The 25623-nt window shown below is 52.2% G+C and carries 26 protein-coding genes and 1 pseudogene; 22 read left to right on the top strand and 5 right to left on the bottom strand.

From position 1 onward, the window contains the following. Nucleotides 1–2: 2 nt before the first annotated feature. Nucleotides 3–1142 (top strand): penicillin-binding protein activator, encoded by a 1140-nt coding sequence (locus ABD07_RS07945; RefSeq protein WP_160817849.1) that lies wholly within the window; start codon nucleotides 3–5, stop codon nucleotides 1140–1142. Next, a complete protein-coding gene (locus ABD07_RS07940) occupies nucleotides 1129–1467 on the top strand; it encodes a YraN family protein (RefSeq protein ID WP_108698505.1) in 339 nt (112 codons plus the stop codon). The genes ABD07_RS07945 and ABD07_RS07940 overlap by 14 nt, the downstream gene beginning before the upstream one ends. 24 nt (nucleotides 1468–1491) lie before the next feature. Here the strand turns inward: ABD07_RS07940 and ABD07_RS07935 are convergent, their stop codons facing one another. Continuing rightward, nucleotides 1492–2232 (bottom strand): pteridine reductase, encoded by a 741-nt coding sequence (locus ABD07_RS07935; protein WP_160817848.1) that lies wholly within the window; start codon nucleotides 2230–2232, stop codon nucleotides 1492–1494. A gap of 97 nt (nucleotides 2233–2329) precedes the next feature. Between ABD07_RS07935 and ABD07_RS07930 the strand changes: the two genes are divergently transcribed. The 17 genes and pseudogenes from ABD07_RS07930 (at nucleotide 2330) to ABD07_RS07850 (ending at nucleotide 16986) form a co-directional block, all read left to right on the top strand. Then, nucleotides 2330–3496: a class I SAM-dependent methyltransferase gene (locus ABD07_RS07930; RefSeq protein ID WP_160817847.1), complete on the top strand. Its 1167-nt coding sequence runs from the start codon at nucleotides 2330–2332 to the stop codon at nucleotides 3494–3496. A 172-nt stretch (nucleotides 3497–3668) separates the two neighbouring features. After that, nucleotides 3669–4553 carry an HDOD domain-containing protein gene (locus ABD07_RS07925; protein WP_160817846.1) on the top strand — a complete coding sequence of 295 codons (885 nt, stop codon included), beginning with the start codon at nucleotides 3669–3671 and terminating at the stop codon, nucleotides 4551–4553. Between the two features lie 95 nt (nucleotides 4554–4648). Then, entirely contained in the window at nucleotides 4649–5734 is a 1086-nt protein-coding gene (gene hisC, locus ABD07_RS07920) for a histidinol-phosphate transaminase (protein ID WP_160817845.1), read from the top strand. 43 nt (nucleotides 5735–5777) lie between these two features. After that, nucleotides 5778–6365 carry an imidazoleglycerol-phosphate dehydratase HisB gene (hisB, locus tag ABD07_RS07915; protein WP_108698510.1) on the top strand — a complete coding sequence of 196 codons (588 nt, stop codon included), beginning with the start codon at nucleotides 5778–5780 and terminating at the stop codon, nucleotides 6363–6365. A gap of 26 nt (nucleotides 6366–6391) precedes the next feature. Next, entirely contained in the window at nucleotides 6392–7036 is a 645-nt protein-coding gene (gene hisH / locus ABD07_RS07910) for an imidazole glycerol phosphate synthase subunit HisH (protein WP_160817844.1), read from the top strand. Between the two features lie 53 nt (nucleotides 7037–7089). Next, nucleotides 7090–7845, top strand: coding sequence for a 1-(5-phosphoribosyl)-5-[(5-phosphoribosylamino)methylideneamino]imidazole-4-carboxamide isomerase (hisA, locus tag ABD07_RS07905; RefSeq protein ID WP_108698512.1), 756 nt, complete (start codon nucleotides 7090–7092; stop codon nucleotides 7843–7845). 71 nt (nucleotides 7846–7916) lie between these two features. After that, nucleotides 7917–8690, top strand: coding sequence for an imidazole glycerol phosphate synthase subunit HisF (hisF, locus tag ABD07_RS07900; protein WP_160817843.1), 774 nt, complete (start codon nucleotides 7917–7919; stop codon nucleotides 8688–8690). Nucleotides 8691–8741: 51 nt separating this feature from the next. Beyond that, a complete protein-coding gene (hisI, locus tag ABD07_RS07895) occupies nucleotides 8742–9134 on the top strand; it encodes a phosphoribosyl-AMP cyclohydrolase (protein WP_108698513.1) in 393 nt (130 codons plus the stop codon). Next, nucleotides 9131–9457, top strand: coding sequence for a phosphoribosyl-ATP diphosphatase (locus tag ABD07_RS07890; protein ID WP_108698514.1), 327 nt, complete (start codon nucleotides 9131–9133; stop codon nucleotides 9455–9457). Before hisI ends, ABD07_RS07890 begins: the two co-directional genes overlap by 4 nt. Nucleotides 9458–9459: 2 nt before the next feature. Further along, nucleotides 9460–9810, top strand: coding sequence for a histidine triad nucleotide-binding protein (locus ABD07_RS07885; RefSeq protein WP_108698515.1), 351 nt, complete (start codon nucleotides 9460–9462; stop codon nucleotides 9808–9810). 32 nt (nucleotides 9811–9842) lie between these two features. Next, nucleotides 9843–10013 (top strand): annotated as a pseudogene (gene tatA, locus ABD07_RS15340) (Sec-independent protein translocase subunit TatA); the annotation flags it as partial. A gap of 234 nt (nucleotides 10014–10247) precedes the next feature. Continuing rightward, nucleotides 10248–10640: a Sec-independent protein translocase protein TatB gene (tatB, locus tag ABD07_RS07875; RefSeq protein ID WP_108698517.1), complete on the top strand. Its 393-nt coding sequence runs from the start codon at nucleotides 10248–10250 to the stop codon at nucleotides 10638–10640. A 71-nt stretch (nucleotides 10641–10711) separates the two neighbouring features. Beyond that, a complete protein-coding gene (tatC, locus tag ABD07_RS07870) occupies nucleotides 10712–11503 on the top strand; it encodes a twin-arginine translocase subunit TatC (protein WP_108698518.1) in 792 nt (263 codons plus the stop codon). A gap of 114 nt (nucleotides 11504–11617) precedes the next feature. Beyond that, nucleotides 11618–12232 carry a hypothetical protein gene (locus ABD07_RS07865; RefSeq protein WP_181258002.1) on the top strand — a complete coding sequence of 205 codons (615 nt, stop codon included), beginning with the start codon at nucleotides 11618–11620 and terminating at the stop codon, nucleotides 12230–12232. Between the two features lie 33 nt (nucleotides 12233–12265). Next, nucleotides 12266–14659 (top strand): heavy metal translocating P-type ATPase, encoded by a 2394-nt coding sequence (locus ABD07_RS07860; RefSeq protein WP_160817842.1) that lies wholly within the window; start codon nucleotides 12266–12268, stop codon nucleotides 14657–14659. A gap of 30 nt (nucleotides 14660–14689) precedes the next feature. Beyond that, nucleotides 14690–14899, top strand: coding sequence for a heavy-metal-associated domain-containing protein (locus ABD07_RS07855; RefSeq protein WP_108698520.1), 210 nt, complete (start codon nucleotides 14690–14692; stop codon nucleotides 14897–14899). Between the two features lie 368 nt (nucleotides 14900–15267). Continuing rightward, a complete protein-coding gene (locus ABD07_RS07850) occupies nucleotides 15268–16986 on the top strand; it encodes a putative bifunctional diguanylate cyclase/phosphodiesterase (protein WP_160817841.1) in 1719 nt (572 codons plus the stop codon). A gap of 719 nt (nucleotides 16987–17705) precedes the next feature. Here ABD07_RS07850 and ABD07_RS07845 read toward each other — a convergent pair. From ABD07_RS07845 to ABD07_RS07835, 3 genes are read right to left on the bottom strand one after another with little or no spacing between them, the layout of a single operon-like run. After that, nucleotides 17706–18806: a lipocalin-like domain-containing protein gene (locus ABD07_RS07845; protein WP_160817840.1), complete on the bottom strand. Its 1101-nt coding sequence runs from the start codon at nucleotides 18804–18806 to the stop codon at nucleotides 17706–17708. Further along, a complete protein-coding gene (locus ABD07_RS07840) occupies nucleotides 18806–21346 on the bottom strand; it encodes an FtsX-like permease family protein (protein WP_160817839.1) in 2541 nt (846 codons plus the stop codon). The genes ABD07_RS07845 and ABD07_RS07840 overlap by 1 nt, the downstream gene beginning before the upstream one ends. Beyond that, entirely contained in the window at nucleotides 21343–22008 is a 666-nt protein-coding gene (locus tag ABD07_RS07835; protein ID WP_160817838.1) for an ABC transporter ATP-binding protein, read from the bottom strand. The genes ABD07_RS07840 and ABD07_RS07835 overlap by 4 nt, the downstream gene beginning before the upstream one ends. Nucleotides 22009–22146: 138 nt before the next feature. Between ABD07_RS07835 and ABD07_RS07830 the strand changes: the two genes are divergently transcribed. From ABD07_RS07830 to ABD07_RS07820, 3 genes are all read left to right on the top strand, one after another. Continuing rightward, nucleotides 22147–22428 (top strand): peptidylprolyl isomerase, encoded by a 282-nt coding sequence (locus ABD07_RS07830; protein WP_160817837.1) that lies wholly within the window; start codon nucleotides 22147–22149, stop codon nucleotides 22426–22428. 77 nt (nucleotides 22429–22505) lie between these two features. Beyond that, nucleotides 22506–22955, top strand: coding sequence for a hypothetical protein (locus tag ABD07_RS07825; protein WP_160817836.1), 450 nt, complete (start codon nucleotides 22506–22508; stop codon nucleotides 22953–22955). Nucleotides 22956–23009: 54 nt separating this feature from the next. Beyond that, a complete protein-coding gene (locus ABD07_RS07820) occupies nucleotides 23010–24782 on the top strand; it encodes an ABC transporter transmembrane domain-containing protein (protein WP_160817835.1) in 1773 nt (590 codons plus the stop codon). Here ABD07_RS07820 and ABD07_RS07815 read toward each other — a convergent pair. After that, a complete protein-coding gene (locus ABD07_RS07815; protein ID WP_338040574.1) occupies nucleotides 24765–25475 on the bottom strand; it encodes a phosphorylase family protein in 711 nt (236 codons plus the stop codon). The two genes, ABD07_RS07820 and ABD07_RS07815, sit on opposite strands and share 18 nt — an antisense overlap. Nucleotides 25476–25623 lie beyond the last annotated feature (148 nt).

Genomic DNA, 25623 nt, shown 5'->3' with positions numbered 1-25623 from the left:
CTATGCCACGTTTATTGACAATTCTCGCGGTATTACTCCTGGCACTATACGGCAACCCGCCAGCCATGGCCACCGGCGTGGAAGAATCCTCACAGCCGGAAATTGTACCCGGGCCGCTGATCGTTGCACATATTGCACTGTTGCTCCCGCTTGAATCCACGGCGTTTGCGGAAGCGGCAAATGTGGTCAAAGAAGGATTTGAAGCTGCCGCGCAGCGCGGACAACCGTTGCCGCTGACCATCCGTCTGTACCCGACAAGCGACGATCCACTCGATATCGTGATGAACTATTATCATGCCGTGACCTCCGGCGCGGCCTTTGTGGTCGGGCCGTTAACGCGGGATGGGGTTGCCGCCATCGCGTCCAATCAAGCGCTAGCAGTCCCGACGCTGACGCTCAACACGGCCGATAGCCATCAGACCCTGCCCGCCAAACTATACCTATTCGGTTTGCAAACCGACACCGAGGCGGCACAAATCGCAAAACTGGCGCTCGCAAGCGGCAGAAGCTATGCTGTTGTTATCGGCGACGACAGCGCCCTATCGAAGCGCCTGCAGAATGCCTTTAAACAACGATGGCAGGATGAATATGGCAAGACCCTCGAATCGCTGCGCTATAGTGAAAATCCGTTGATATTGCAACAACTGCGCGAATTGACAACCGGCGCCGACCGGCTGGCTTTCCTGGCCCTGGATGCCGCCAAGTCGCGCATGGTACGCGCCTATCTCGACCCGGAAGCACCGGTGTACGCGACTTCACAGATTTTCACCGGAACCGATAACTTCCTGTTTAATAGCGACTTGAACGGCATTCAGTTTCTCGACATGCCTTGGCTGCTGCAACCGGATCATCCCGCCGTGATGGCTTACCGCCACGCCGGTAAAGCCCGGAATACCGAAATGGAACGTCTCTACGCGCTGGGTATCGATGCTTTCCGCCTGATGACCAATCTGCTGCAACGGCAATCCGCCAAAGAAATTACTTTCGATGGCGTCACCGGCACTATCCGTTTCGCGCCACCCAACTTATTTACGCGCGAACCCGTAGCGGCGCAATTCGACAACGGTAAAGTGCGGTTGATGGCAACACCGTCGAATACGCCGGAAACACCCCAGAATACGCCCGAAGATGAAGGGCAGTGACGCCGAACAGATAGCGTTAACCTACCTGCAACGGCAAAACCTGGTGCTCGTGGCGCAGAACTACCGCTGCCGTTTCGGTGAAATCGATTTGATCATGCGCGACGGCGCAACCTTAGTTTTTGTCGAAGTCCGCATGCGATCCAGTACGGCATTCGGCGGCGCTGCAACCAGCATCACACTGGCAAAACAAGCCAAACTACTGCACACCGCCCGGCATTATCTATCCCAACTCAATAGCGAACCGCCCTGCCGGTTTGATGCGCTGCTATTATCGGGTAGCCAGGGGCAGGAAATCGAGTGGATCAAAAATGCATTCGGCGAATAGCCAATCAACCTGAATGAACACCCTTCATAAATGAATACTACGCCCGCCGTCCACCGCGATGATCTGCCCGGTGATATAAGGCGCATCGGCAATCAAAAACTGTACGATTTTGGCGATATCATCGGGTTCACCGCAGCGTTTAAGTAAGGTGCTGGCTATAATTTGATTCCGTTCCGCCTCATCGGCCCATTCACCATCTTCCGGCCACAGAATGGGGCCTGGAGAAACGCCGTTGACGCGCACTTCGGGGGCCAGTTCCACCGCCAGCGATTTGGTCAGCGATAACAGTCCACCCTTGGCGGCGTTGTAGATTACGTAGTTCTTTAAGGGCCGCTCGGTATGGATGTCGACGATATTGACGATGCAGCCGTGCCGCTCCTTCAGATACGGTGCCGCCGCCTGCGCCAGAAAAAGCGGTGCCTGGAGATTACTGCCAACCAGATCGCGCCAATCGTCTAGCGTGCATTGCGGCAGCAAAGTCGGAAAGAAGCTTGAGGCGTTGTTAATCAGCACATCCAACTGGCCAAAACGATCGGCTGCTTTTTCCACCAATTCCGGCAATAGTTCCGTGTCCAGCAAGTCGGCTTGCACCAAGGCCACCGAATCGGCGCGCTGTTGATTTAACTCGTCGCGCAGCGCTTTGGCTTCATCGAATGAAGCACGGTAATGCACAACCAGCCGCGCACCTTGCGCATGCAACCGGCGGCAGATAGCCGCCCCTACCCGTTTTGCACCACCGGTCACCAAAATCACATTTCCTTGCACGTACACCTCCTTCAAAGAACTGGTACACTATGGCCCATTTTACGAATAAACTTTACAATCCACTATAACTTTACTTCCTATATCATTGATCATAAACATGCTACCTCTCAGTGAAATTGCTTTAGCGCATAGCCAATCGGTACAGGCGATGATCCGGGAAAAAATTCTTTCAGCCAATAACTGGATTTCTTTTGAGCATTATATGAATCTTGCATTGTATGCACCAGGAATGGGTTATTACAGCAGTGGCGCAACCAAACTGGGCATCGCCGGAGACTTCGTCACCGCCCCGGAAATCTCTCCGTTATTCGGCCGCACACTGGCGCAGCAGCTAAGGCAAATTTCGCAGCACCTCACCCAGTTTAATATTCTCGAATTTGGTGCTGGCTCAGGCAAACTAGCGCGGGATATTTTGCTTGAACTGGAAAAATCCGCTGCGTTGCCGGAGAAATATTATATTCTTGAAGTCAGTGCCGATCTGCGTGAGCGGCAACAATCATGTTTTAAGCAAGAAATACCTCACCTTGCAGATCGAATCGAATGGCTGGAACAGTTGCCCGATCATTTCACCGGCGTCGTGCTCGCCAATGAAGTGTTGGATGCAATGCCGGTTCACATCGTCAGATGGCATGCTGATACCGTGCTGGAACGCGGCGTCACTTGGCAAAACGATCAATTCGCATGGCAAGATCTTGCGATTCAAGATCAAGAACTGCTGACAACCGCTCAGCAGCTGACTCCCGAAATCAGTCCGGACAATCGACCCATCGATTACATCAGCGAAATCAATCTTGCCGCCGTTCATTTCATGCGCAGCCTGGCAAGCACGCTGCAACAAGGGGTCATATTGCTCATCGACTATGGTTTCGGCCGCAGCGAATATTATCACCCGCAACGCAACCAGGGCACGCTGATGTGCCATTACCGCCACCATGCGCATGACGACCCGTTTTATTTACCCGGCTTGCAAGATATCACCAGTCATGTCGATTTCAGCGCCATCACCCAGGCCGGGCAAAGTGGCGGACTGGCGCTTCTGGGCTACACAACGCAAGCCTATTTTCTGCTCAACTGCGGCATCACCGGGATTCTCGCTCAGACTTCCGCGGAAGATACCAGCCATTATTTACCGCAATCAAGCCAAGTGCAGAAATTGGTCAGTCCGGCTGAGATGGGTGAACTATTTAAGGTAATCGCTTTTGGAAAAAAATTTTTTGAGCCGCTGAGCGGATTTAATACTGGCGATATGAGCCGTCTATTATAAAAATGCATTTCCGGTAAAGAAGAAAGAAAACCTGCCGATTCACCTAGCGGGCAAATTTTCCTCAATGCCATGCAGTCATTGCCGCTCCATCAGTAACCCCTTGTTATATCAAGCGTGCGATAAGAATTGAGCAGCCACTGATAGCGCCAACTAAAATTTTGAGATCGAGTCAATGTTGATTATTAACAAATTGGAGTTCAGCCAGAACTTCCGCAGTATCCTGCAGCAAGCCGGGCAAATTCCCCCGCTACCGGAAACCGCGCGTGAACTATTCAAGTTACGCAACAATCCGGAAGCCAATCTGGAGCAACTGACGGGAGTCATTGAGAAGGATCCCGGTCTGGCGGCTTTTATGATGAAATACGCCCGGATGTCCATTTTCGGCTACGGCAACCGGATCAATTCGGTTCATCATGCCATATCACTGGTACTCGGCTTTAACACCGCGCTCAATTTAGCCATGGGCATCGTCTCATCCGGTTGCCTCAAACTGCCGAATCACGGCGCGCTGGGCCGCATCCGCATTTGGCATCAAACTTTGGAATGCGCCGCCTTGTGCCGCGAACTTTGTCACATCATGACGGATAAGCATCTCGTCAATTGCGAGCTGATTTATCTGAGCGGGTTATTCCACAATTTCGGATATTTATTGTTCGGACACCTTTATCCCAAAGAATTCGCTTATCTGAACGATTTGGTTACCCGCTACCCGGAACAGGAAGCACGCACATTGCAGCAACAAGTTTTTGGCATCACTCACGATACAATCGGCATGTATCTGATCAAAGCGTGGGATCTGCCGGAAGAAATAGCCGTTGCGGTTGCCGAGCAAAATTTCCCGGATTACTCGGGTAAACATGCATCCTATGTCAAACTGCTCGCAATTGCTAACCGCCTGCGGCAGGACCAAACGCAGGCTGACGGCTGCCCGTATATCGACACATCATCGCTGATGGAATGCCTGGGAATCGATGCCACACAAGCTAAAGCAGTACAAGAAAAAATACGTGGTAGCCAAAGCGAGTTTCATACTTTGGCGCAAGATTTGGCAGCATAACAAGACATCGTCACTCATTGCTGCCGAGCGCCGGTGAATAACTGCCCGGTGACAATTTGAACTATAAACCCTGTATTGAGTTAAAATAGGCGCCTATGCCTAATTTTTATAGCCCAGAAGACATTATCCGTCCGGAAATTCTCGCGTTATCCGCTTATCATGTGCCTCCGGCAACTGGCATGATCAAGCTGGATGCGATGGAAAATCCCTATCCGCTACCGTCGGCGATTCGTGATGAAATCGCTCAACTGACGCTGAATGCGCCGGTCAATCGTTATCCCGATGCCAGCGCCGCTACGCTTAAAGCAACGTTACGCCAGGCTCTGGGTATTGCCGATGACATGGATATCCTGCTAGGCAACGGATCGGATGAAATCATTCAGATCATCGCAATGGCGGTCGCCAAGCCTGGCGCTGTACTGATGAGTGTGGAACCGGCATTTGTGATGTTCCGGATGATCGCCACGTTTGCGAATATTCAGTATGCCGGAGTGCCGCTACGGAAAGATTTCTCGCTGGATCTGGATGCCATGTTAGCGGCGATCGCTCAACATCGGCCTGCGGTCATTTTCCTGGCCTACCCGAATAACCCGACAGGCAATTTATTCGATCCCGCAGCGATTGAACGCGTCCTGCAGACCACTTCGGGCATTGTCGTCGTCGATGAGGCTTATCATGCTTTTGCGGACGCGAGTTTTATCGATAAACTCAGTCAATATCCCAATTTGCTGTTGATGCGAACGTTATCCAAATCAGGACTGGCCGGTTTGCGGCTTGGGCTTCTGATTGGCCGGTCCGGATGGTTGAAACAGCTGGAAAAGGTGCGCCTGCCTTATAATATTGGCATAATGACGCAATTGATCGCCGAAAAGGTATTGCATCACACTGCGGTATTATCGCAGCAAGCCGAAGCCATCAAATCGGAACGCGCGAAAATGAACACATTTCTTGGTACAATGCGCGCTGTTGAAGTATATCCGTCCGATGCTAACTTTATTTTGTTTCGTGTCAATGCAGCCAGCCGGATTTTTCAGGCGCTCAAACAACATAATATATTGATCAAAAACCTCGATGGTACTCATCCTTTATTAGAAAATTGCTTGCGTGTGACCGTGGGTACCCCCGATGAAAATTCACAATTTTGCGCGGCATTACGTACCATTCTGAGTGAAACAGTTTAGAATCCTTTCAAATTTCCTTGCATTCATCCAAGATTAATCATCTATGCGCCGGGCACAAGTCATAAGAAATACGCTGGAAACCCAGATCAGTGTCAATCTGAATTTGGACGGAACCGGTAAATCCACACTCGAAACCGGTGTGCCGTTTCTCGACCATATGCTCGATCAGATCGCGCGTCATGGCATGATCGATCTTGAAATTGCCGCAAAAGGCGATTTGCATATCGACGCCCATCATACCGTTGAAGATATCGGCATCACTTTGGGCCAGGCATTTGCCAAAGCGGTGGGCGATAAAAAAGGATTGCGCCGCTATGGCCATGCGTATGTGCCATTGGATGAAGCACTATCGCGCGTGGTCATCGACTTATCCGGGCGTCCGGGCTTAGTCTTCAATGTCGCTTTCACACGTGCGCGCATCGGCGATTTTGATGTCGATCTGTTTCATGAGTTCTTCCAGGGCCTTACGAATCATGCTTTGATGACGCTGCATGTCGACAATTTATCCGGCAGAAATGCGCATCATCAGGCCGAAACCGTCTTTAAAGCATTCGGGCGCGCCTTGCGCATGGCGATCGAGCACGATCCCGCGGCAGCCGGGATTATTCCATCCACCAAAGGTACTTTGTAAGTCACTTTGCCTCTATACATCACGGTATGACTGATATCGCAATTGTTGATTATGGAATGGGAAACTTACGTTCCGTTCATAAAGCGCTTGAACATGTGGCACCAACGGTCTCAACAACGGTCACCAGCGACCCTGACATCGTTCGCAAAGCCAGCCGGGTCGTCGTGCCGGGACAAGGCGCCATGCGTAACTGCATCGATGAGCTGGAAACCCGCAGATTGCGCGAAGCCGTCATCGAGGCCGCTAAGCACAAACCTTTTCTCGGCATCTGCCTGGGTCTGCAAATGCTGTTCGAGGAAAGCGAGGAAGGAAATGTCAAAGGCTTGAACATTCTGCCCGGCAGAGTCGTGCGTTTTCCAGCATCCGCCATGACATCCGCGGATGGGCAGAAGCTGAAAGTGCCGCATATGGGGTGGAATCAAGTGTATCAGGCGATCAAACACCCCTTATGGGAAGGCATCGCGGCGGATGCGCGTTTTTATTTCGTGCACAGCTATTATGTTGCAACACCCGATGTGGCTTTGATCGCGGCGCAAAGCCATTATCCTTTCCCATTTACTTGCGCCGTTGCAAAAGATAACATTTTCGCGGTACAGTTCCATCCGGAAAAGAGTCAACTGGCGGGATTAACCCTGTTGAGTAACTTTGCCAAATGGACACCGCACTTCTAAAACCAAAAGTAGTAAACTGACTCTGTTAATCAACTATCAACTCTGATTAAGCTATGCTGATTATTCCTGCAATAGATCTTAAAGATGGACATTGTGTCCGGCTCAAACAAGGGGTTATGGAAGACGCCACGGTGTTTTCCGAGAATCCCGGTGAAATGGCGGCGCACTGGTTGAATCAAGGCGCGCGTAGACTTCATCTGGTCGACTTAAACGGTGCATTTGCCGGAAAACCGAGAAACGAAACTGCGATCCGTGAAATTGTAGACGCTCTGGGTGACCAGATTCCGATTCAATTGGGCGGCGGCATTCGCGATCTCGACACAATTGAACGTTATCTCGATGATGGCATCACCTACATCATTATCGGTACCGCAGCCATTAAAATTCCCGGATTCCTGCAGGATGCCTGCAATGCATTTCCAGGACAGATCATGGTCGGATTGGATGCCAAAGAAGGCAAGGTGGCGGTGGATGGCTGGTCCAAGATCACCGGGCATGATGTCATCGATCTGGCGAAAAAATTTGAAAGTTATGGCGTGGAGGCGGTTATCTACACAGATATCGGCAGAGATGGCATGCTGAACGGCATCAACATCCATGCAACCGTTGAACTGGCCAGACAGCTCACCATACCGGTAATCGCCAGCGGCGGCATCACCAACATCAACGATATCCACAAACTGTGCGAAATCGAATCGGAAGGCATCATGGGTGCCATTACCGGGCGCGCTATTTATGAAGGTTCGCTGGATTTCAAGGAAGCGCAGGTATTGGCTGACAAACTCAGCAAAGATAATGGCATCTCCTGACACTGATCCGCTGACAGTCACTACCGCACACATTACCTCCTTCTCATTTTCACAACCGGCTTTTAAATCTGATGAGCCTCGCTAAACGTATCATTCCATGCCTGGACGTAACCAACGGGCGTGTGGTTAAAGGTGTAAACTTCGTTGAACTGCGCGACGCGGGAGATCCGGTGGAAATCTCGCGCCGCTATGATGAACAAGGCGCGGACGAACTCACTTTTCTCGACATTACCGCCAGTTCGGATAACCGCGACCTGATTCTGCACATCATTGAAGCTGTAGCTACACAAGTATTCATTCCGTTGACGGTTGGCGGCGGTGTGCGCCAGGTAGCGGATGTCCGCCGCTTGCTCAATGCCGGCGCCGACAAAGTCAGCATCAATACCTCGGCCGTTCTGAATCCGCAGCTGGTCGCCGACGCATCCGATCATTACGGTTCGCAATGTATTGTGGTGGCAATCGATGCTAAACAAGTCAATCCGCCCGGTGGCGCACCGCGCTGGGAAGTTTTCACCCACGGCGGACGCAAAGCAACCGGTATCGATGCCATTGAATGGGCGATCAAAATGCAGTCGTTCGGCGCCGGTGAAATTTTACTCACCAGCATGGACAGGGATGGCACACGGAATGGTTTTGATCTCGCTTTGACACGCGCGATATCGGACGCCATCGATATCCCGGTAATCGCCAGCGGCGGCGTTGGCAATCTGGATCATCTGGTCGACGGTATCCTGCAAGGACATGCGGATGCGGTATTGGCCGCCAGTATCTTTCACTATGGCGAATTTACCGTGCAGCAGGCCAAGCAGAATATGGCGCAGCATGGCATTGAAGTCAGGTTATAATGCTAAAATTGCTGGTGAAATTTATAACTGAACGGAAGTACCGCCTACTGTATGCCTCCTGATACTTGGCTTAGCAAAATCAACTGGTCGGAAGACGGATTGATACCGGTCATCGCCCAAGAAGCGGATAGCGGAAAAATCCTCATGGTTGCCTGGATGAATCGCGAAGCACTCAAGCTGACCGTCGAAAAACGTGAAGCCGTATACTGGTCGCGTTCGCGCAAGAAACTGTGGCACAAGGGCGAAGAATCCGGGCACACGCAAAAAGTAAGAGAAATTTATTTGGATTGCGACCAAGACGTATTGCTGCTCATGGTCGAGCAAACCGGCGGAATCGCCTGTCATACCGGGCGGCACAGCTGTTTCTTCCAGAAATTGGAAGGTACTGAATGGGTTACCGTAGCCCCCATTATCAAAGATCCGGACGAAATTTACACCCAATGACCGATACCACCATTCTTCGCCGCCTCGCGGAAACCATCGAAGCACGTAAATCAGCCGACGCGAACAGCTCGTACGTCGCCAAACTGTTGCATGGCGGACAGGACAAGATACTCAAGAAAATCGCGGAAGAATCTGCCGAAACCTTGATGGCGTCGAAAGATGGCAATACCGATCAGGTGATTTATGAAACCGCCGATTTATGGTTTCATTGCTTGATATTGCTCGCGCACCACGGATTGTCGCCGGACGATGTGCTGCGAGAACTGGAAAGACGCGAAGGCGTTTCCGGCATCGTAGAAAAAGCTTCTCGAAAATCGGATTAGCCATGGATAACTGTATATTCTGCAAAATCGCACGCAAAGAAATCCCATCCAACAAAGTATACGAAGATGACGATATTCTCGCGTTTCACGATATCAATCCGGCCGCGCCGGTGCATTTCTTACTGATCCCCAAGCTGCACATCGATTCACTCGCTGACGTGCAAGATAATCATCAGGATTTACTGGGGAAAATGCTATTATTAGCGCCTAAACTGGCGAAAGCGCAAGGCTGCGACGATGGTTTCCGCACGATCATCAATACCGGACGGGCAGGCGGACAAGAGGTATTTCATATCCATTTCCACATCATCGGCGGCCGGGAACGTCTGCCTGGGATGATTCACCACGGCTAGGCCAGCACTGTTCCATCTCACAGGAGAAAGTCATGGGTACATTTAGCATCTGGCATTGGATTATCGTGCTGGTCATTGTTGTACTGGTATTCGGCACAAAAAAACTGCGCAACCTCGGTAGCGATCTGGGCGGCGCGTTGAAAGGATTCAAGGAAGGCATGAAGGAATCGGAAACCGATACTGCTTCAGCCCGCACAAATTCAGCCAATGATACTGTGATTGAAGTGACGGCAAGCAAGGAATCGGCCGCGAATACCTTCAAGGAAAATCACACGCAACCGTCTGCCAATACAGCCAACGCATCGCATAGCGTGGCAGCAGACGCCGAAATCAAGGAAAAAGCGCACCCCAGGACTTAGGAAGCTTTTTTTCGCAGGAGAATCCGGTCATGTTCACATCAATCGTCTCATCACCCTGAATCCGGTCTACGCAACAACATGTTTGATATCAGTTTTATGGAGTTGCTGGTTATCTCGATCGTGGCGCTGATCGTAATCGGGCCTGAACGCCTGCCTGCCGTGGCCCGTACGGTAGGTCATTTGTACGGACGCTGCCGCAACTTCGTTTATGCCATCCGAACCGATATCCATAACGAAATGCGCATGGAGGAGCTGAAAAAAATGCAGTCCTCGGTGGAAGAAACGGTGCAATCGATTGAAGACTCGGTACACGAAGGCGTTGATCGCTTGAAAACCACGATGACCGATGCAAAATCCGAAGACAATCCATCCCCCGATTCGTTGCCCGCACAATCCGGTCAAGAACCGCAAGCAACGCTCTCCGGCAACGGTGAAACCGCACAGCCTGATTCCGGTCAGGAAAGAAAGTAGCCATTTGGCGCGGACAACAAGGTGTTTATCGATGCCGATTCAATATTATAACCAGCGCTACCGCGATCACCATGCTTGAAGGCTCATTCCTGTCGCATCTCGTGGAATTGCGCGTCCGGATGATTCGCATCCTGGCTGTGCTCATGCTTGGATTTCTGCCTTGCGCCTTCTATGCGCGTGAACTGTATACCTTGCTGGCACAACCGCTGCTGGAAAAACTGCCGCAAGGCGGACAAATGATCGCCACCGATGTCGCGACACCATTCTTTGTACCGATGCAGGTTGCGATGATGATGGCTTTTGTCATTACACTGCCGCACACGCTGTATCAAATTTGGGCTTTTGTCGCACCCGGGCTTTATTCACATGAAAAACGCCTGGCCCTGCCGCTGGTCTTCGGCAGCAGCCTGCTGTTCTTTTGCGGCATGTCGTTCGCTTACTTCGCCGCATTGCCGTTGGTGTTTGAATTCATTACCTATTTCGCACCGGAAGGTGTCGCGGTAATGACCGATATCAGTAAGTACTTAAGCTTTGTTTTATCGATGTTTATCGCTTTCGGCGTCACTTTTGAAGTACCGGTGTTTGTCATCATATTGGTCAGAACAGGTGTCATCACCATCGAGAAACTGAAGGAAATCCGCCCGTATGTGATTGTCGGCGCATTCATCATCGCCGCCATTTTCACCCCGCCCGACGTGGTTTCGCAGTTTATGCTGGCAGTGCCGTTATGCCTTTTGTACGAACTCGGTATCTTCATCGCCGCATTGATGATAAAAAAACAGCAGCAAGAAGATGCAACGGATATCACACCTGCCAAGCAGGATGTTTCAGCACCAAAAGATGCGCCGGAAAAAACCGACTGACCGGATTTGCATAAGGAATCCATCAGAACCGGCGGAAATCGCTATAATGAAACCAACGCCATTCATCCCGATCTAAAAAATTCGTTACAGCAATTGACTGCAAGGAGATTCGCGATGTTGACTAGCCGTTCCGTCTTGAATACCGTAAAACGGCTGATAGGATCAGCTATTATTTTCAGTGTCTGTGTTCCGGCTATCGCATCTGCCCAATCAACCGCCGCGGAGCAAAATCATCCACTGTTGCAATCCCAGCGTCCAGCCACTCAGCCACCGGAAATTCCGCCTGAAGTCAACCGGCCGCCCAAAACCGTTCACCGCATTGGCACCGCTATTGGCGCACCCCGCAACAGCGTCAGCATCAAAAGCACCGATGCCGGGGCCATACCTCGGCAACCGGCGGCATCAGGCTGCATCAATTGCGGTGTCATCAATTTCGTCAATAGAATCGGACAAGGCCCTGGTTTGAATGCCATTGCAGGTGGCGTCGTCGCCGGAACGGTCGCACGGGAGATCATCCGCCAGAATCCGTATCCACATGACACGAACTATCCCGGCGCTGTGAATGGCGCTCATATGGGAAACACAGCGCAACCGCACGATCAATATCAAGTCGGCATCACCATGAACGATGGCCGTCAAGCCATCATTGCGCTTCCGGATGCGGCCAATTTTCATCAAGGCGACAGGATCCGATTGGTGGATGGTGTGCTGGTTCCTGATCGCCAGTAACGGTCCTGACCCGGCATCCATAGGAAAATACTGGTGAATTCCACGCCCCTCAAACACATTGAACTACCCATCGAAGGCATGACCTGTGCCGCCTGTGCCGCGCGCATCGAAAAGAACCTGAACAAATTGCCCGGTGTCGAAGCGGCCGTCAATTTCGCCAACGAAAAAGCTCAGGTGAACTATGACGAGAATCAGGCAAATGCGGAGGTGTTGATTAAGGCCATCGAGAAAGCCGGTTTTCACATTGCACCGCGCACGATACAACTGCAACTGCACAAAATGACCTGCGCCGCCTGTGCCGGGCACATCGAAAAAGCCTTGAATCAATTGCCCGGAGTCACCGCCACTGTCAATGTGGCCACTGAGACAGCCAGGGTCAGTTTTATACCGGGTATGATGACGACCGATCGCTTGATCGAAGCGGTCGTCAATGCCGGTTATGACGCCACAGAAATCAGCGAATCCAGCCACGCCGAGGAAAAAGCGCGGCGGCTTGCCGCTTACCAGGCCGAATTGCGGTTATTCTGGATTGCAGCGGCACTCACCTTGCCGCTGGTGCTGCAAATGGGCGCTATGTTTACCGGTCACGACATGGATATGCTGCCGCGCTGGCTGCAATGGTTATTGGCCACGCCGGTTCAATTCTGGATCGGCCGCCGTTTCTATACCGGCGCATGGCATTCCCTGCGAGGCGGTGGCGCCAATATGGATGTGCTGGTGGCATTAGGCACCAGCATGGCATATTTCTTCAGCGCCGCAGTCACCGCCTTCGCATTGGATCAGCATGTTTATTTTGAAGCCAGCGCCGCCATCATCACCCTTGTGTTGCTCGGCAAATTGATGGAAGCGCGCGCCAAAGGAAAAACTTCCGCGGCGATCGAAGCCTTGATCAGACTGCAACCCAAAACAGCTCGCATCGAACGTAATGGCGAGATTCTCGAAGTACCGGCCAGCAGCCTGCAAGTCAACGATATTTTTATCGTGCGCCCGGGTGAAAATTTACCGGTCGACGGCGTCGTCGTTGAAGGAACATCCAGCGTTAACGAATCCATGCTGACCGGTGAAAGCCTGCCCGTCAGCAAGCAAGCCGGTGCAAAAGTGTTTGCCGCCACGCTCAATCAGCAAGGTTTGCTCAAATGCCGGGCCACCAGTGTGGGCGCGCATACCCAGCTGGCTGCGATTATCCATCTGGTCGAGGAAGCGCAAGGCTCGAAAGCGCCCATTCAACGGATGGCGGATACGATTTCGGGAATTTTTGTGCCGGTCGTTGTGATTATCAGCATCCTGACGCTGGGAATCACCTGGTGGCTTACAAACGAATTTGTTACTGCGCTGATCAACGCTGTTGCCGTGCTGGTGATCGCTTGTCCTTGCGCATTGGGACTCGCCACACCGACTGCCATTATGGTCGGCACCGGACGCGGCGCGCAGTCCGGCGTGCTGGTGAAAAATGCCGCGGCGCTGGAGCATGCCGAGAAAATTCAAACGCTGATTGTCGACAAAACTGGAACATTAACCGAAGGTCAGCCGGAGGTCACCGATATTGTTCCGGCTGGATCATGGCATGCACAAGACTTGCTGCATATTGCCGCTTCCCTGGAACAAGGATCCGAACACCCGCTGGCGCGAGCGGTTCTGGATCGCGCGCAGAAACAGCAGCTATCGCTGCACGCCATTGAAGATTTTTCGGCTATTACCGGCAGCGGTATCACCGCCCGCATCAATGGCACTCAATACCTACTCGGCTCGCCCAAATTTTTGATGCAGCACGATGTCGCTGTGGATGAGCAACAAATCACGGCGTTGCAAGCGGAAGGAAAAACCGTTATCGGTGTTGCATCCACGGCTGGCGATGTGCCTCAGTTGCTTGGTTATCTGGCCATTGCAGATCGCCTGCGGGATACATCCATCAAAGCCATCAAACAACTGCAATCCATGGGTATTGAAGTGATCATGTTAACCGGCGATAACGCCGTAACCGCTGCGGCGATTGCCAAACGTACCGGCATTACGCAATACCGCGCCGAAGTTTTGCCGCAGGATAAAGCCGCTGAAGTGTTAAAAATGAAAAGCAGCGGTAAGTTTACCGCGATGGTGGGTGACGGTATCAACGATGCACCCGCCTTGGCTGCCGCGGATGTCAGTTTCGCCATCGGCGCCGGTTCCGATGTCGCGATTGAAGCGGCCGATATCACTTTGATACGCAATGACCTGATGAGCGTCGCCGATGCCATTTCCTTATCGCGCGCCACGCTCAAGAAAATCCGCCAGAATTTGTTCTTTGCTTTTGTCTACAATATCCTGGGTATCCCGTTGGCGGCAATGGGCATGCTCAATCCGGTCATCGCCGGCGCCGCCATGGCCATGAGCTCGGTATCGGTCGTCAGTAATTCATTGCTACTCAAACGCTGGCAAGCCAATCATTAAAAATAAAATCATCGTTAGGGAGTCGTCGTAATGCAAACCGCCACCATTAAAATAAAAGGCATGACCTGTATGGGCTGTGTCAATAGCATCAAGAATGTCTTCAAGAATGTTCCGGGGATCGCGCAACTGGAAGTTACGCTTGATCCCGCGCAAGCCATCGTTCAATTCGATCCCGCAGACACCAGTCTGAGTCAACTCAAAGAAGCTATCATTGATGCCGGATTTGACGTTGTGGATTAGAAATAATCAATCAGCATCCTGCTGTAAATTATCAGAGATCTTTCATAAGTATTAGAGTTATAGTAAAATTCTTACCATTGTTGTAGGATATTTCTTCTATTTCATATTCCAAATACTTATTGCTTTATCCCAATAACTATAACAAAACGGGATTTTATGAAAGTAGTTATCGAACCAATACGGTTTGGTGCAATGGCTCCCGCTCTAAGTAATGAATCGGGCATTAATGGCAAAGCCATCGTACCGGTGCGTTTATCAAGCCTATTGAATGCAAACGATACATGCAACTGCATTGAGCATTCTGCGCATATCCCTCAGGTAATGCCGGAACATTCCCGCTATCCCATTCAGTCACGGCAAATACGGCCATGACGCACAAACAAGTCATCAATGACGCAGCACAGAAGATTTTATCTTTTGTCGATCTGATTATTATTGTCACCGACGAAGCAGGCATCATTCTCGAAGCCAATCGCAGTGCTTGCGAATTATTCTGTTATAGCGCCGAAGAATTAACCGGCATGCCGGTACATCTCCTATTGCCGCCGCGTTACCGCGAGCGGCATGTCGATGCACTGAGACAGTTTGTCAGCGGCGGCGAAACACAGCGGCGCATGGGGCAACGCGATTCGGTCATCGGCTATCGCAAGGATGGCGCGCTGATCGAGCTCGATGCGGGAATCGCCAAATTCCATAGCGGCGACCAATGGATATTGGTGGTCAGCATGCTCGATATCACGCAGCGGAAGCACCAAGTGCAGGAGTTGATCCGTCAGTCGACACACGACGCACTGACCGGTTTACCCAATCGCAAATTGATTCATGAACGGCTAAATAACGCGCTGCAACGCTCCCTGCGCAACAAACTGAATGTCGCGTTACTGTTTATTGATCTGGACGGTTTCAAACTGATCAACGATAACTACGGTCACATCACCGGCGACGAGGTATTAAAAATCATCGCTGACCGTCTGTTGGCTCAAATCCGGCCTGACGACACTGTGGGCAGACTATCCGGCGATGAGTTCATCGTATTATGCGAACAAATTGAAAAACCGGAGTTGATTGCCAATTTGGCAACACGGATTAATGATGCTTTGAAGGAGAACATCACCTGCCTGGATCTGAATTTATCTGTCACTGCAAGTATCGGCATCATTATCGGCCATGGCCAGCAATACTCCGCGGACGAAATGATGCGTTTGGCGGATACGGCTATGTACGAAATGAAACAAAAAGGCCGGGGTGGATGGCAGTTTTTCAATGATCAGCTGCAGAAAAAAGCGCATCAGAAAAATTCAATCGGCCAGGGATTGCGGCGGGCACTCGAACACAACGAACTTTCGGCGGTTTACCAGCCGATCATTACACCGGATACCGAGCAAATCGTCGGCGCTGAATTGCTGCTGCGCTGGAACTTGAATGGAAAATCCATATCGCCGGAAATTTTCATCCCGGTTGCGGAAATGACCGGAATGGTTTTTTCCATCGGCGATTGGGTATTCCGCGAAGGCTGCAAAGTACAAGCGGATTGGCAACGGCGTTGGAACGATCAGGCGCCCTACGTATCGATCAATCTATCAGCCCGGCAGCTCAACCATAAGCAGTTACTCAATAATTTTGCGGCGATTCTGCAAGAAACGGGGGCCAATCCGGCCAAGATTGTGATTGAATTAACCGAAGCGGCGCTAATGCCCGATATTGAATCGAATTTAACCATCTTTCATCAGCTGTCAGATCTCGGTTTACAAATTGCCATCGATGATTTTGGCACCGGATACTCTTCGCTATCGCAACTGATTCAGTTACCCATCAGCTTATTAAAAATCAGCAAGTCGTTCGTTGACGATTTAGAAAGCCAGCAGGAAAAACAAGTGCTGATTCGCACCATTATAGGAATGGGACATTCTTTAGGACTGAAGCTGATTGTGGGGGGTATTGAAACCGAAGTTCAATTGGCGGAGCTGAAACAGTACGGCTGCGATTTTATACAGGGTTATTTCTTCTATCTACCCATGCCTGAGCAGGATTTCATTCGAGCAATGAACCATCAAGCTTCCCAATGGGATAAAAACCTGACCGTTTGAGTTGAAACTGAAGAAGTTTTACCATCGGCAATCACTTCACTGTCCCTGTCACAGCATAGCGATCTTGCATAGATCGCTACAACACATTACCCATCTCATTGTCCAAAGAATAATACCCATCTGCCGGATTCTCCGCCAGATGGGTATTATTTTGGGAATAATTGACTGACTCTGCCCTCTTTGTCACTTACTGTGACGGAATAAGTTTTTTAGAAAACTTAAACCTCAAAAGGACATGTGAGTATTTCAGTCTAGAATACGCCGTAAATGATTGCCCCGATAACGAGGAAAACAGCTGTTGAAATGAAGAATAATCTTAAAACTTGCGCGTCTGTTTCTCTTCTGTTGATTTCGGCCATAACAATCTCCTTTGATTAAGAATTAAAACCGATCAGTGACCGGTCCCTCCACATACGATTACAAAACTTTATAACCGTTTCACTTTATCTCTGTTCCTTAGATTCACTGAGACAGCAATCCTTTCTTTATAGAACCGAGTACATTATTCGCAATCATCTTGCACCATTAAGATCACTGCGTGCGCAAATTCTAACTCACATTTAACAACAATGAAAGTATTGAAATCGAGTATGCCTTATTTTTACTATAAAAATCCAAGCAATCCGGCAAAATATCCCGTGCGCTATCGGCTGATTCGCCTTGTGTTTTCAGGCTATTTCCATTCATCGAGCCAATATTTTCCGGGATAAAAATCATTTTCATAGTGCCAAAGGTTTTACGTAGCCGGTTAACTCAAGATAGCCCTTTCCGGCGGGCTGATTGTCCTTGGTCAGCGTTACCGCGCCTTCCCAGTAAACCGAACCGGTGGATTGACGTGAATCCAGTTCCTGATCGTCCAGTAAAGGCGTAAGCCGCCATTCAATTTCGCCGGTGCGGATGTGCATTGCAACTGGATAAGCCGCTTCCGTATGCGGCGATTGCCAAGTGCGAACCGGGGTGAATTCCACCTGTTCCGGTTCAAACAATCGCATATTACCGGAAGGATCGCGCAGTGCCGCGTACGCCCACACCTTACCCCCGCCTTTGCGGCGTATTTGAAAAGCCATCAACGCCGAGCCATCGTCCAGATTTGCGCCCGTCCAATCCCAGCCATCCGCTTCGGGATCCAGATAAGCGGTCGACCACTCGTGATCCAGCCAGGCACGGCCGCTCACCGTAACCGGCTTGTTATCCCGGAAAACCGTGCCGGTGACGCTCAAATGCGGTTCGCTGTAATAGTAACTCGCTTGTTCCGGTTTCGGACCCTTGCGCGAAAAACCGTTTTGATCTTGCAGCATCGCCATTTGCGCCGGAGTCAGCGCTAAGCTCAAACCGAAATCGCTGCCTTGCATCTCTACCTGATATCGCCCATTCTCCTCGCGTACCAGCGTCCAATCGTCCAGCCTCACATCGGTATTGCCTTCTTTGGCATAAGCCAGATTGAATCCTTCCCGCAACGATTTTTCTTCGTGCATCAGCTTACCCGCGGCAGGATCGGATAACGCCAGATGCGCGATGATCAGATATTTCGCCGCAAACTGGCTGGGATTATCCTGATTGTGGCCGGTCGCATAACGAAAAAAAGTGACCTGAAAACCCAATGGCTTCTTATCCTCGGTTTCCAGCCAGCCGGTGATGTACCACCATTCGATGCGAAAATCCTGGTGCGCGCCGTAATCCTGCGGAAAAATGAGTTTATAACCGGGCGTGACTGGTTTTAACCGGTCCGATTCGGCCAGCGCCCCTGTTCCCACTAAACCGAGAAACAACAGCACCAAGGCGATCACAACGCTTGCGCCGCTCCACTTGTTTTGCTTCATTACCAATCCTCCCGCACCGCACGTATGACTTCGCCGGAAACCGCCCGCCGCCCGGCCAGCAATGCCGTCAATGCCGCCGCAATCAGCATGATCAGCGCAATCATCCCGAGCCAATTCCACGGCAGGTGCAGCTGCATGGTCCAATGGAACGATTGCGGGTTGACGATAAAAACCAGAATCAGGCTGATGCTCCACCCCAATAGAAAACCCAGCACCATGCCGAGCGCGGTCAACAAGCCGCCTTCCGCCGCCAGCATCACCAGAATCTGCCGGCGCATCACACCGATATGCCGCAACATGCCGAATTCCTTGACGCGCGCCAATGTCTGCGCGGAAAAACTCGCCGCCACGCCGAGCAAGCCGATCACCACCGCGACCAGTTCCAGCAAATACGTCACCGCAAAACTGCGGTCAAAAATTTCCAGGCTTAACGCGCGCATATCGCTCGATCTCGATATCTCCAGCGCGGCACCGAACGGCAGCTGGCGCAATCCGGCAGTTACCGCATCCAGGTTTGCCCCCGGTTGCAGCCATAGGGCCACGGTATTGACACCCAAATCGCCGGTTAACGCCTGATAATCCGCCAATTGCATCTGAATCGCGCCAAATTGACGGCCATAGTCGCGCCATACCCCGGCAACCAAAAATTCGCTGGACTTTACACCAATCGGCAACGTGACTTTCTCCCCTACCCGGTAACCGTACAGGTCGACCATCGCTTCCGACACCCAGATGGGCATGACATTCTCCGGCAACGCTTCCGAAGCAATCATGTCGTCCGTCAATGGCAATGTATTACGCGCATCCGCTTTATCGACAGGACGGGCGAACAGCGTGATTTCCGGCCGGTTGACATCGAGCGTCAATTGCTGGGTGCGGAAAAAATCCACCCGGTCGAAACCGGGCAACCCGGCAATCGCCTTCTGCGCATCCGTTTGCAGATCGCCGCTGGCAGCGGCGCGCACATATAAATCGGCCGGTAGCACGCGCCCCAGCCAGTTATCGATCGAGATACGGAAACTCGTCACCATGATCGCCATCGCGACCATCAAGCTGAAACTGGCCAGGATACCGCCCAACGCAATCGCAGCCTGATTCGGCGCATTCGCCAGACGCGCCAATGCCAGCGTAGAGACAGCACCGCTGCGATGGCGCTGCCATTTGGCCAGCACTATTGAAAAGAACCCTGCGGTCAAACGCGGCATTAACGCAATGCCGCCGATCAGCAGCAATACAATGGCCAGATAACCGAAAATGGGCAGCTCGAAAACCGGTGGCAGTTGTGTAAACAATGCCGCAACCGACAAACAAATCAGCGCAAACCACGGCGGCGACAATTTCGCCATCGCCGTATCTTCACTGCCGGAGCGCAATGCCAATGCCGGTTTGGCCCGTGCCGCTTCCAATGCCGGAATGATGCTCCCCAGCATCGTCACGCTCAAACCCACTGCAAAAAATATCCCGGCGTCCCAGGGATCGAAATGAATACCCGGTTTGACACCCGGAAAGAAATTAGTCCCCAAATCGCCGCCCAGCAGCTGGATCGCCAGCAGCGCAACCGCATAACCCAGCGCCAATCCCAGCAACGAACCGCTCACCCCCAGAATCCCGCCTTCGGTCATGATCTGCCGCAACAATTGCTGCCGCGTAAAACCCAGCACGCGCAGCAACGCGAATTGCTGACGCCGCCGGATGACCGACAGCGCTTGTGTGGAAAAAACCAGAAAGGTACCAGTAAACAGCGCCACCAGCGCCAGCATATTCAAGTTAATACGATAGGCCCGCGACATATTGGCAATGCGCTTTTCCTGATCGACCGCCTCGGTCACCCAATACGCTTCGCCCAATTCCTCGGCCAGCTTGGCTTTAAATGCCGCGTGATTGACGCCATCGCGCAGTTTCAGTTCGATACGCGACAACACGCCAAGCTGCTGAAAACGCCACTGCGCCGAGCCGATATCCATCACCGCAATGCGCTGCCCCGCTCTTGCGCGCACCAAACCGCCCGCCACACGCAACGTAACGGCTTGCAACCCGGCGTTCAGTTGCAGCGAATCGCCTTGTTCAACCTGCAACCATTCCATCGCGGCGGGTGACAGAAAAATGGCATCGTCCGCCAACCGGTCCAACGTTTTCCCTTCTTCAACCAGTCCGAGCAAATCGGGCGAAATCCGCATCGCCCGGAACATATCGATACCGATGATTTTCAGTTTGTGATCGTTTCTGTTTTGCTGCTTACCGGGTATCGCCACATCGAATTCCAGCACCGGATTCGCCACTGCGACACCGTCATGCCGCGCCAGCACGGGATATAACGCTTCGTCAAAGAACGTCTTGCGCCCGCGCACCTGTAAATCCGATTGCCCGGACAAACTTTTGCTGGCCGCGGAAAATTCATTGAACGCCGCGGTATTGATCAGATGAATGGAAAACGCCATGGCCACGCCAATCGCAATGGCGATCAGCGCCACGGTCACTTGCACCAGATGCGCGCGCCACTCACCGAACAACAGCCAGCGCGATAACATCGCCGTGTTCATACGCGCTCGCCGGGTTTGGCCGGATGCAAGCCATCCTTGGTCAAATTCAGCACCCGGTCCGCTGTCGCGGCGGCGGCATGCGAGTGCGTCACGAGAATGCCGGTAGCGCCATTGGCTTTGATTTCGGTGCGCATCAACTGAAGAATCTCATGCGCCGTATCGGGATCGAGGTTACCCGTCGGTTCGTCCGCCAGCACCAATTTGGGCCAATGCACCAGCGCCCGTGCAATCGCCACGCGTTGCAGTTCGCCACCGGACAACTGGCGCGGAAAATGATGCCCGCGATCGTGCAATCCCACATCTCTCAGCATCTGCGCCACACGTTCCGTTGCCACACCGTTCAACAACAACGGCAAGGCAACATTCTGCGCCACGGTGAGGTGCGGCAGCACATGAAACGCCTGAAAAATAAAACCGAACTGCTCACGCCGCAATTGCGTCGCCGCATCGTCGTCCAACGATGAAATCGCCACGCCATTGATCATGATCTCCCCCGAATCCGGCGTATCCAATCCGGCGATCAGATTCAGCAAGGTCGACTTACCCACGCCCGATTCGCCCATGATCGCGACATACTCACCCGCCTCGAGCTTATAGCTTAAACCGGTCAGCACTTTCCGCCCCTCGGCGTACGCTTTGTTGACATTCATTAACTCAAGCATTCGCACCGCCACCGCACAAAATTTTCATCAAACCCTCGTCACATAAAAATGACACAATGCTTCAATCAGCACGCCAATTTGTGCTTAAATGTACCATGTACGGCAAATTATTTTTGATAAATACAAAAGGAGAATTTCATGGCCCGAGCCAGCGCACGTCATATTCTGGTAAAAACCGCAGAACAATGTAACAACCTGAAAGCCGAAATCGAAAATGGCGCCAGTTTCAGCGAAATAGCGCAGCAACATTCGCTCTGTCCTTCCGGCAAGCAAGGCGGTGATTTAGGCGAATTTGGCCGCGGGCAAATGGTGAAGGAATTCGATACTGTCGTGTTCAGCGCACCGGTCGGTGAAGTGCAAGGCCCGGTTAAAACCCAATTTGGCTATCATTTGGTGGAAGTGACGAAACGGAGCGAATAGAGTTATCGTTCTTACTCTAAGAAATAATTCCCAGAAGATTGCCGCAATTAAGCCGGTATGCGTTCAGGAAAAACAACATGAATGTACAAAACCGAGCAAGACAAATCCTGATCCACGGCTTGGCTTTAGTATTAGCGGGTATCATCTGGGGATTGGTAATACCGCACACGCCTTTCCCCCGGCTGGCATTGAGCGCGCACATTCAGGCGGTGCTGAACGGCATGCTGTTCATCTTGATGGCGGTGCTGCTGCTTACGCTGCCGCATAAGGTCAGCGCGCGTTCGGCTTTGATCATGCTGATTGCCGCTTGTTTGACGTGGCTCACGGTCGTTTCCGAAATCGCCAATGCCTGGTGGGGTACTGCGGAATCGCTGGCCATCGCGGCGCAGCAGGCCGGTGCAAGCGGCGCTGCTGTGTGGCAGGAGCAGTTTGTAAAACTGACGCATATCCCGGCCATTTTCGGGCTGATCGTTGCCTGGATACTGCTCATCGCCGGATTTGTGCAAAACCCCGATTCTCACGATTAATCCATCCCGCTTATCGCAATTACGGCAATCCCCGCTATCCGGCGGGATTCATTCATGACAGATTCCCCAAAAAACACACAAACCCGCTGGCAGAGCATCAAAAAAGCAGCGCAATTTATCGCGCCGTACCGGCGTCAGGTCGTCTATAGTTTGCTGGCGCTATTATTTACCGCCACGATTACGTTGTCGATCGGGCAAGGTATCCGGTTGATGATCGACCAGGGATTCGCCACGCAATCCAAGGAACTACTGAGCCAGTATGTGATGATCTTCTTGCTGCTCGTGATCGCCCTGGCCATTGGCACGTTTACGCGCTATTACTGGGTTACCTGGCTGGGCGAGCGGGTGATTGCCGATATCCGAAGCAAAGTATTCAACCATTTGATCCACCTGCATCCGGGCTTTTTCGAGGAAAACCGCAGCCTCGAAATCCAGTCGCGCCTGACTGCCGATATGACGTTGCTGCAAACCGTGATCGGCTCGTCGGTATCGTTCGCGTTGCGCAATTTGATCATGATGGTCGGCGGCATCATCTGGTTATTTATCACCAACGCCAAGTTGACCGCGCTGGTGACGATTTGCGTGCCGCTGGTGGTAGTGCCGATCTTGATTTATGGCCGCCGCGTGCGGCATTTGTCACGCCAAAGCCAGGACAAAATCGCCGCGGTCGGCGCCTATGTCGGCGAAGTGCTGGGGCAAATCAAAACCGTGCAGGCCTACAATCACCAATCCATCGATCAGCGCACCTTTCACACGCAGGTTGAGGAGGCTTTCGCCGTCGCCAAGCAACGCACGCTGCAACGTTCATTGTTGATCACTCTGGTCATTTTGCTGGTGATGGGCGCTGTCGGATTGATGCTGTGGGTTGGCGGCATCGATGTGATCGAAGGCCGGATCAGCGCGGGTGAATTGGCGGCGTTTGTTTTCTACAGCGTGATCGTCGGCTCGGCGGTTGCTTCCATTTCGGAAGTTATCGGCGAACTGCAACGCGCCGCCGGTGCCGCCGAGCGTACCATGGAATTGCTGCAAGCGCCGAATCTGATTCAGTCGCCGCAAAACCCCCACCCTCTGCCCAACGTATCGGGAAATATCGCCATCGATCAACTGTGTTTCGCTTACTCTTCCCGCCCCGATGTGCTGGCCATCGATAATCTGACCTTGACGGTCCGGGCAGGCGAAACCCTGGCGCTGGTCGGCCCTTCCGGCGCGGGCAAGTCGACCTTATTTGATTTGCTGCTGCGTTTCTTTGACAGTCAATCCGGCTCGATCAAACTGGAAGGTATCGATATCCGGCAGCTCGATCTTTTTGCCTTGCGCCGCTGTTTTGCGCTGGTATCGCAAAACCCGGCGCTGTTTTACGGCACCATCGGCGACAATCTGCGCTACGCCCGTCCCGACGCCAGCGATGCGGATGTGCAAGCGGCGGCTGAAGCTGCTTACGCGCATGAGTTTATCTGCCAGCTGCCGCAAGGCTATCAAACGCATTTGGGAGATGCCGGATTGGGTTTATCGGGCGGACAGAAACAGCGGCTGGCGATTGCCCGGGCGATTCTGGCGAATGCGCCGATTCTGCTGCTGGACGAAGCCACCAGTGCGCTGGACGCGCAAAGCGAACATTGGGTGCAACAGGCATTGTTACAGTTGATGCGCGATCGCACTACATTAGTCATCGCGCATCGTCTGGCCACGGTGCAATCCGCCGACCGGATTGCCGTGCTGGATCACGGGCGGCTGGATGCGATCGGCACCCATGCGCAATTGCTGCAATCCAGTCCGCTGTATGCACGGCTGGCGGCGTTGCAATTTCAATCACTCGTTATTGACTGATCCGCTCTCGCTTAATTCGGCTTCACGATAAGGCATGTAGTCACTCGCGAAAGTCAGCCCCGTTTTTTGCACGACTTCCGTCAAGGCGGAGCGCGCCACGTGCATCCCCAGTGCAAGATGGATCAACGTCACGATTGAAACCGACCGGTTTAGCACCAGTTTGATCAGTTGAATTGCATCCACGCTGCCATCGGGATATACCGCGCCCATCAATGCTTCCGGCGGGGAAAATTCGAGCGGATCGACAATCGCCCGGATAGCGAGAAACGAAATGCCGGCATCGGCCGCCACTTTCGCCACTGCCGCCGATTCCATATCCGCCGCACAAGCCCCGGTTGCCTCACCCAACGCCAGTTTTTGCGCGCGGGTAGTGAGCGGCGCTTCACAGGATGTCAGAATTCCGCTCGTAACCGTAGCGTGTTTTGACATTATGCCGTGCAGCCGGTCGCGCCATTCCATGTCCACCGGCAGGATCTCGCCGTCCAACATGATCGCTTCGGGCAACACCAAATCACCGGGAATTAATTTGTCATCCAATGCCGCAGACACACCAAAACTGACCAGGGCATTAATGTCTTGCCCGCACAATTTCAATGCCGCCCCGCGCGCCGCGCTGCCGCCTATGCTGCTGAGACACAGCGAGGTTCTATCCCCGATATCAACCACTTGATAAAGAGGAAAACGTTTATCCACCAAACAGTTTGCTTCTGACTTCAGTGCCGTAACAACGCCAATAATCTTCAATTGATAGCCCCCCTTATTACTACAGCATAATAGCGCGCCAGCATCGTATTGGAAAGAATTTTACGTGACCATAATAACGCAAATTAAGCGTACGCGA

The sequence above is a fragment of the Nitrosomonas oligotropha genome (assembly GCF_009833085.1).
Classification (GTDB): Bacteria; Pseudomonadota; Gammaproteobacteria; order Burkholderiales; family Nitrosomonadaceae; genus Nitrosomonas; species Nitrosomonas oligotropha.
Note: the sequence above shows the minus strand (reverse complement) of the source record. Positions and strands in the feature narration are given on the sequence as shown.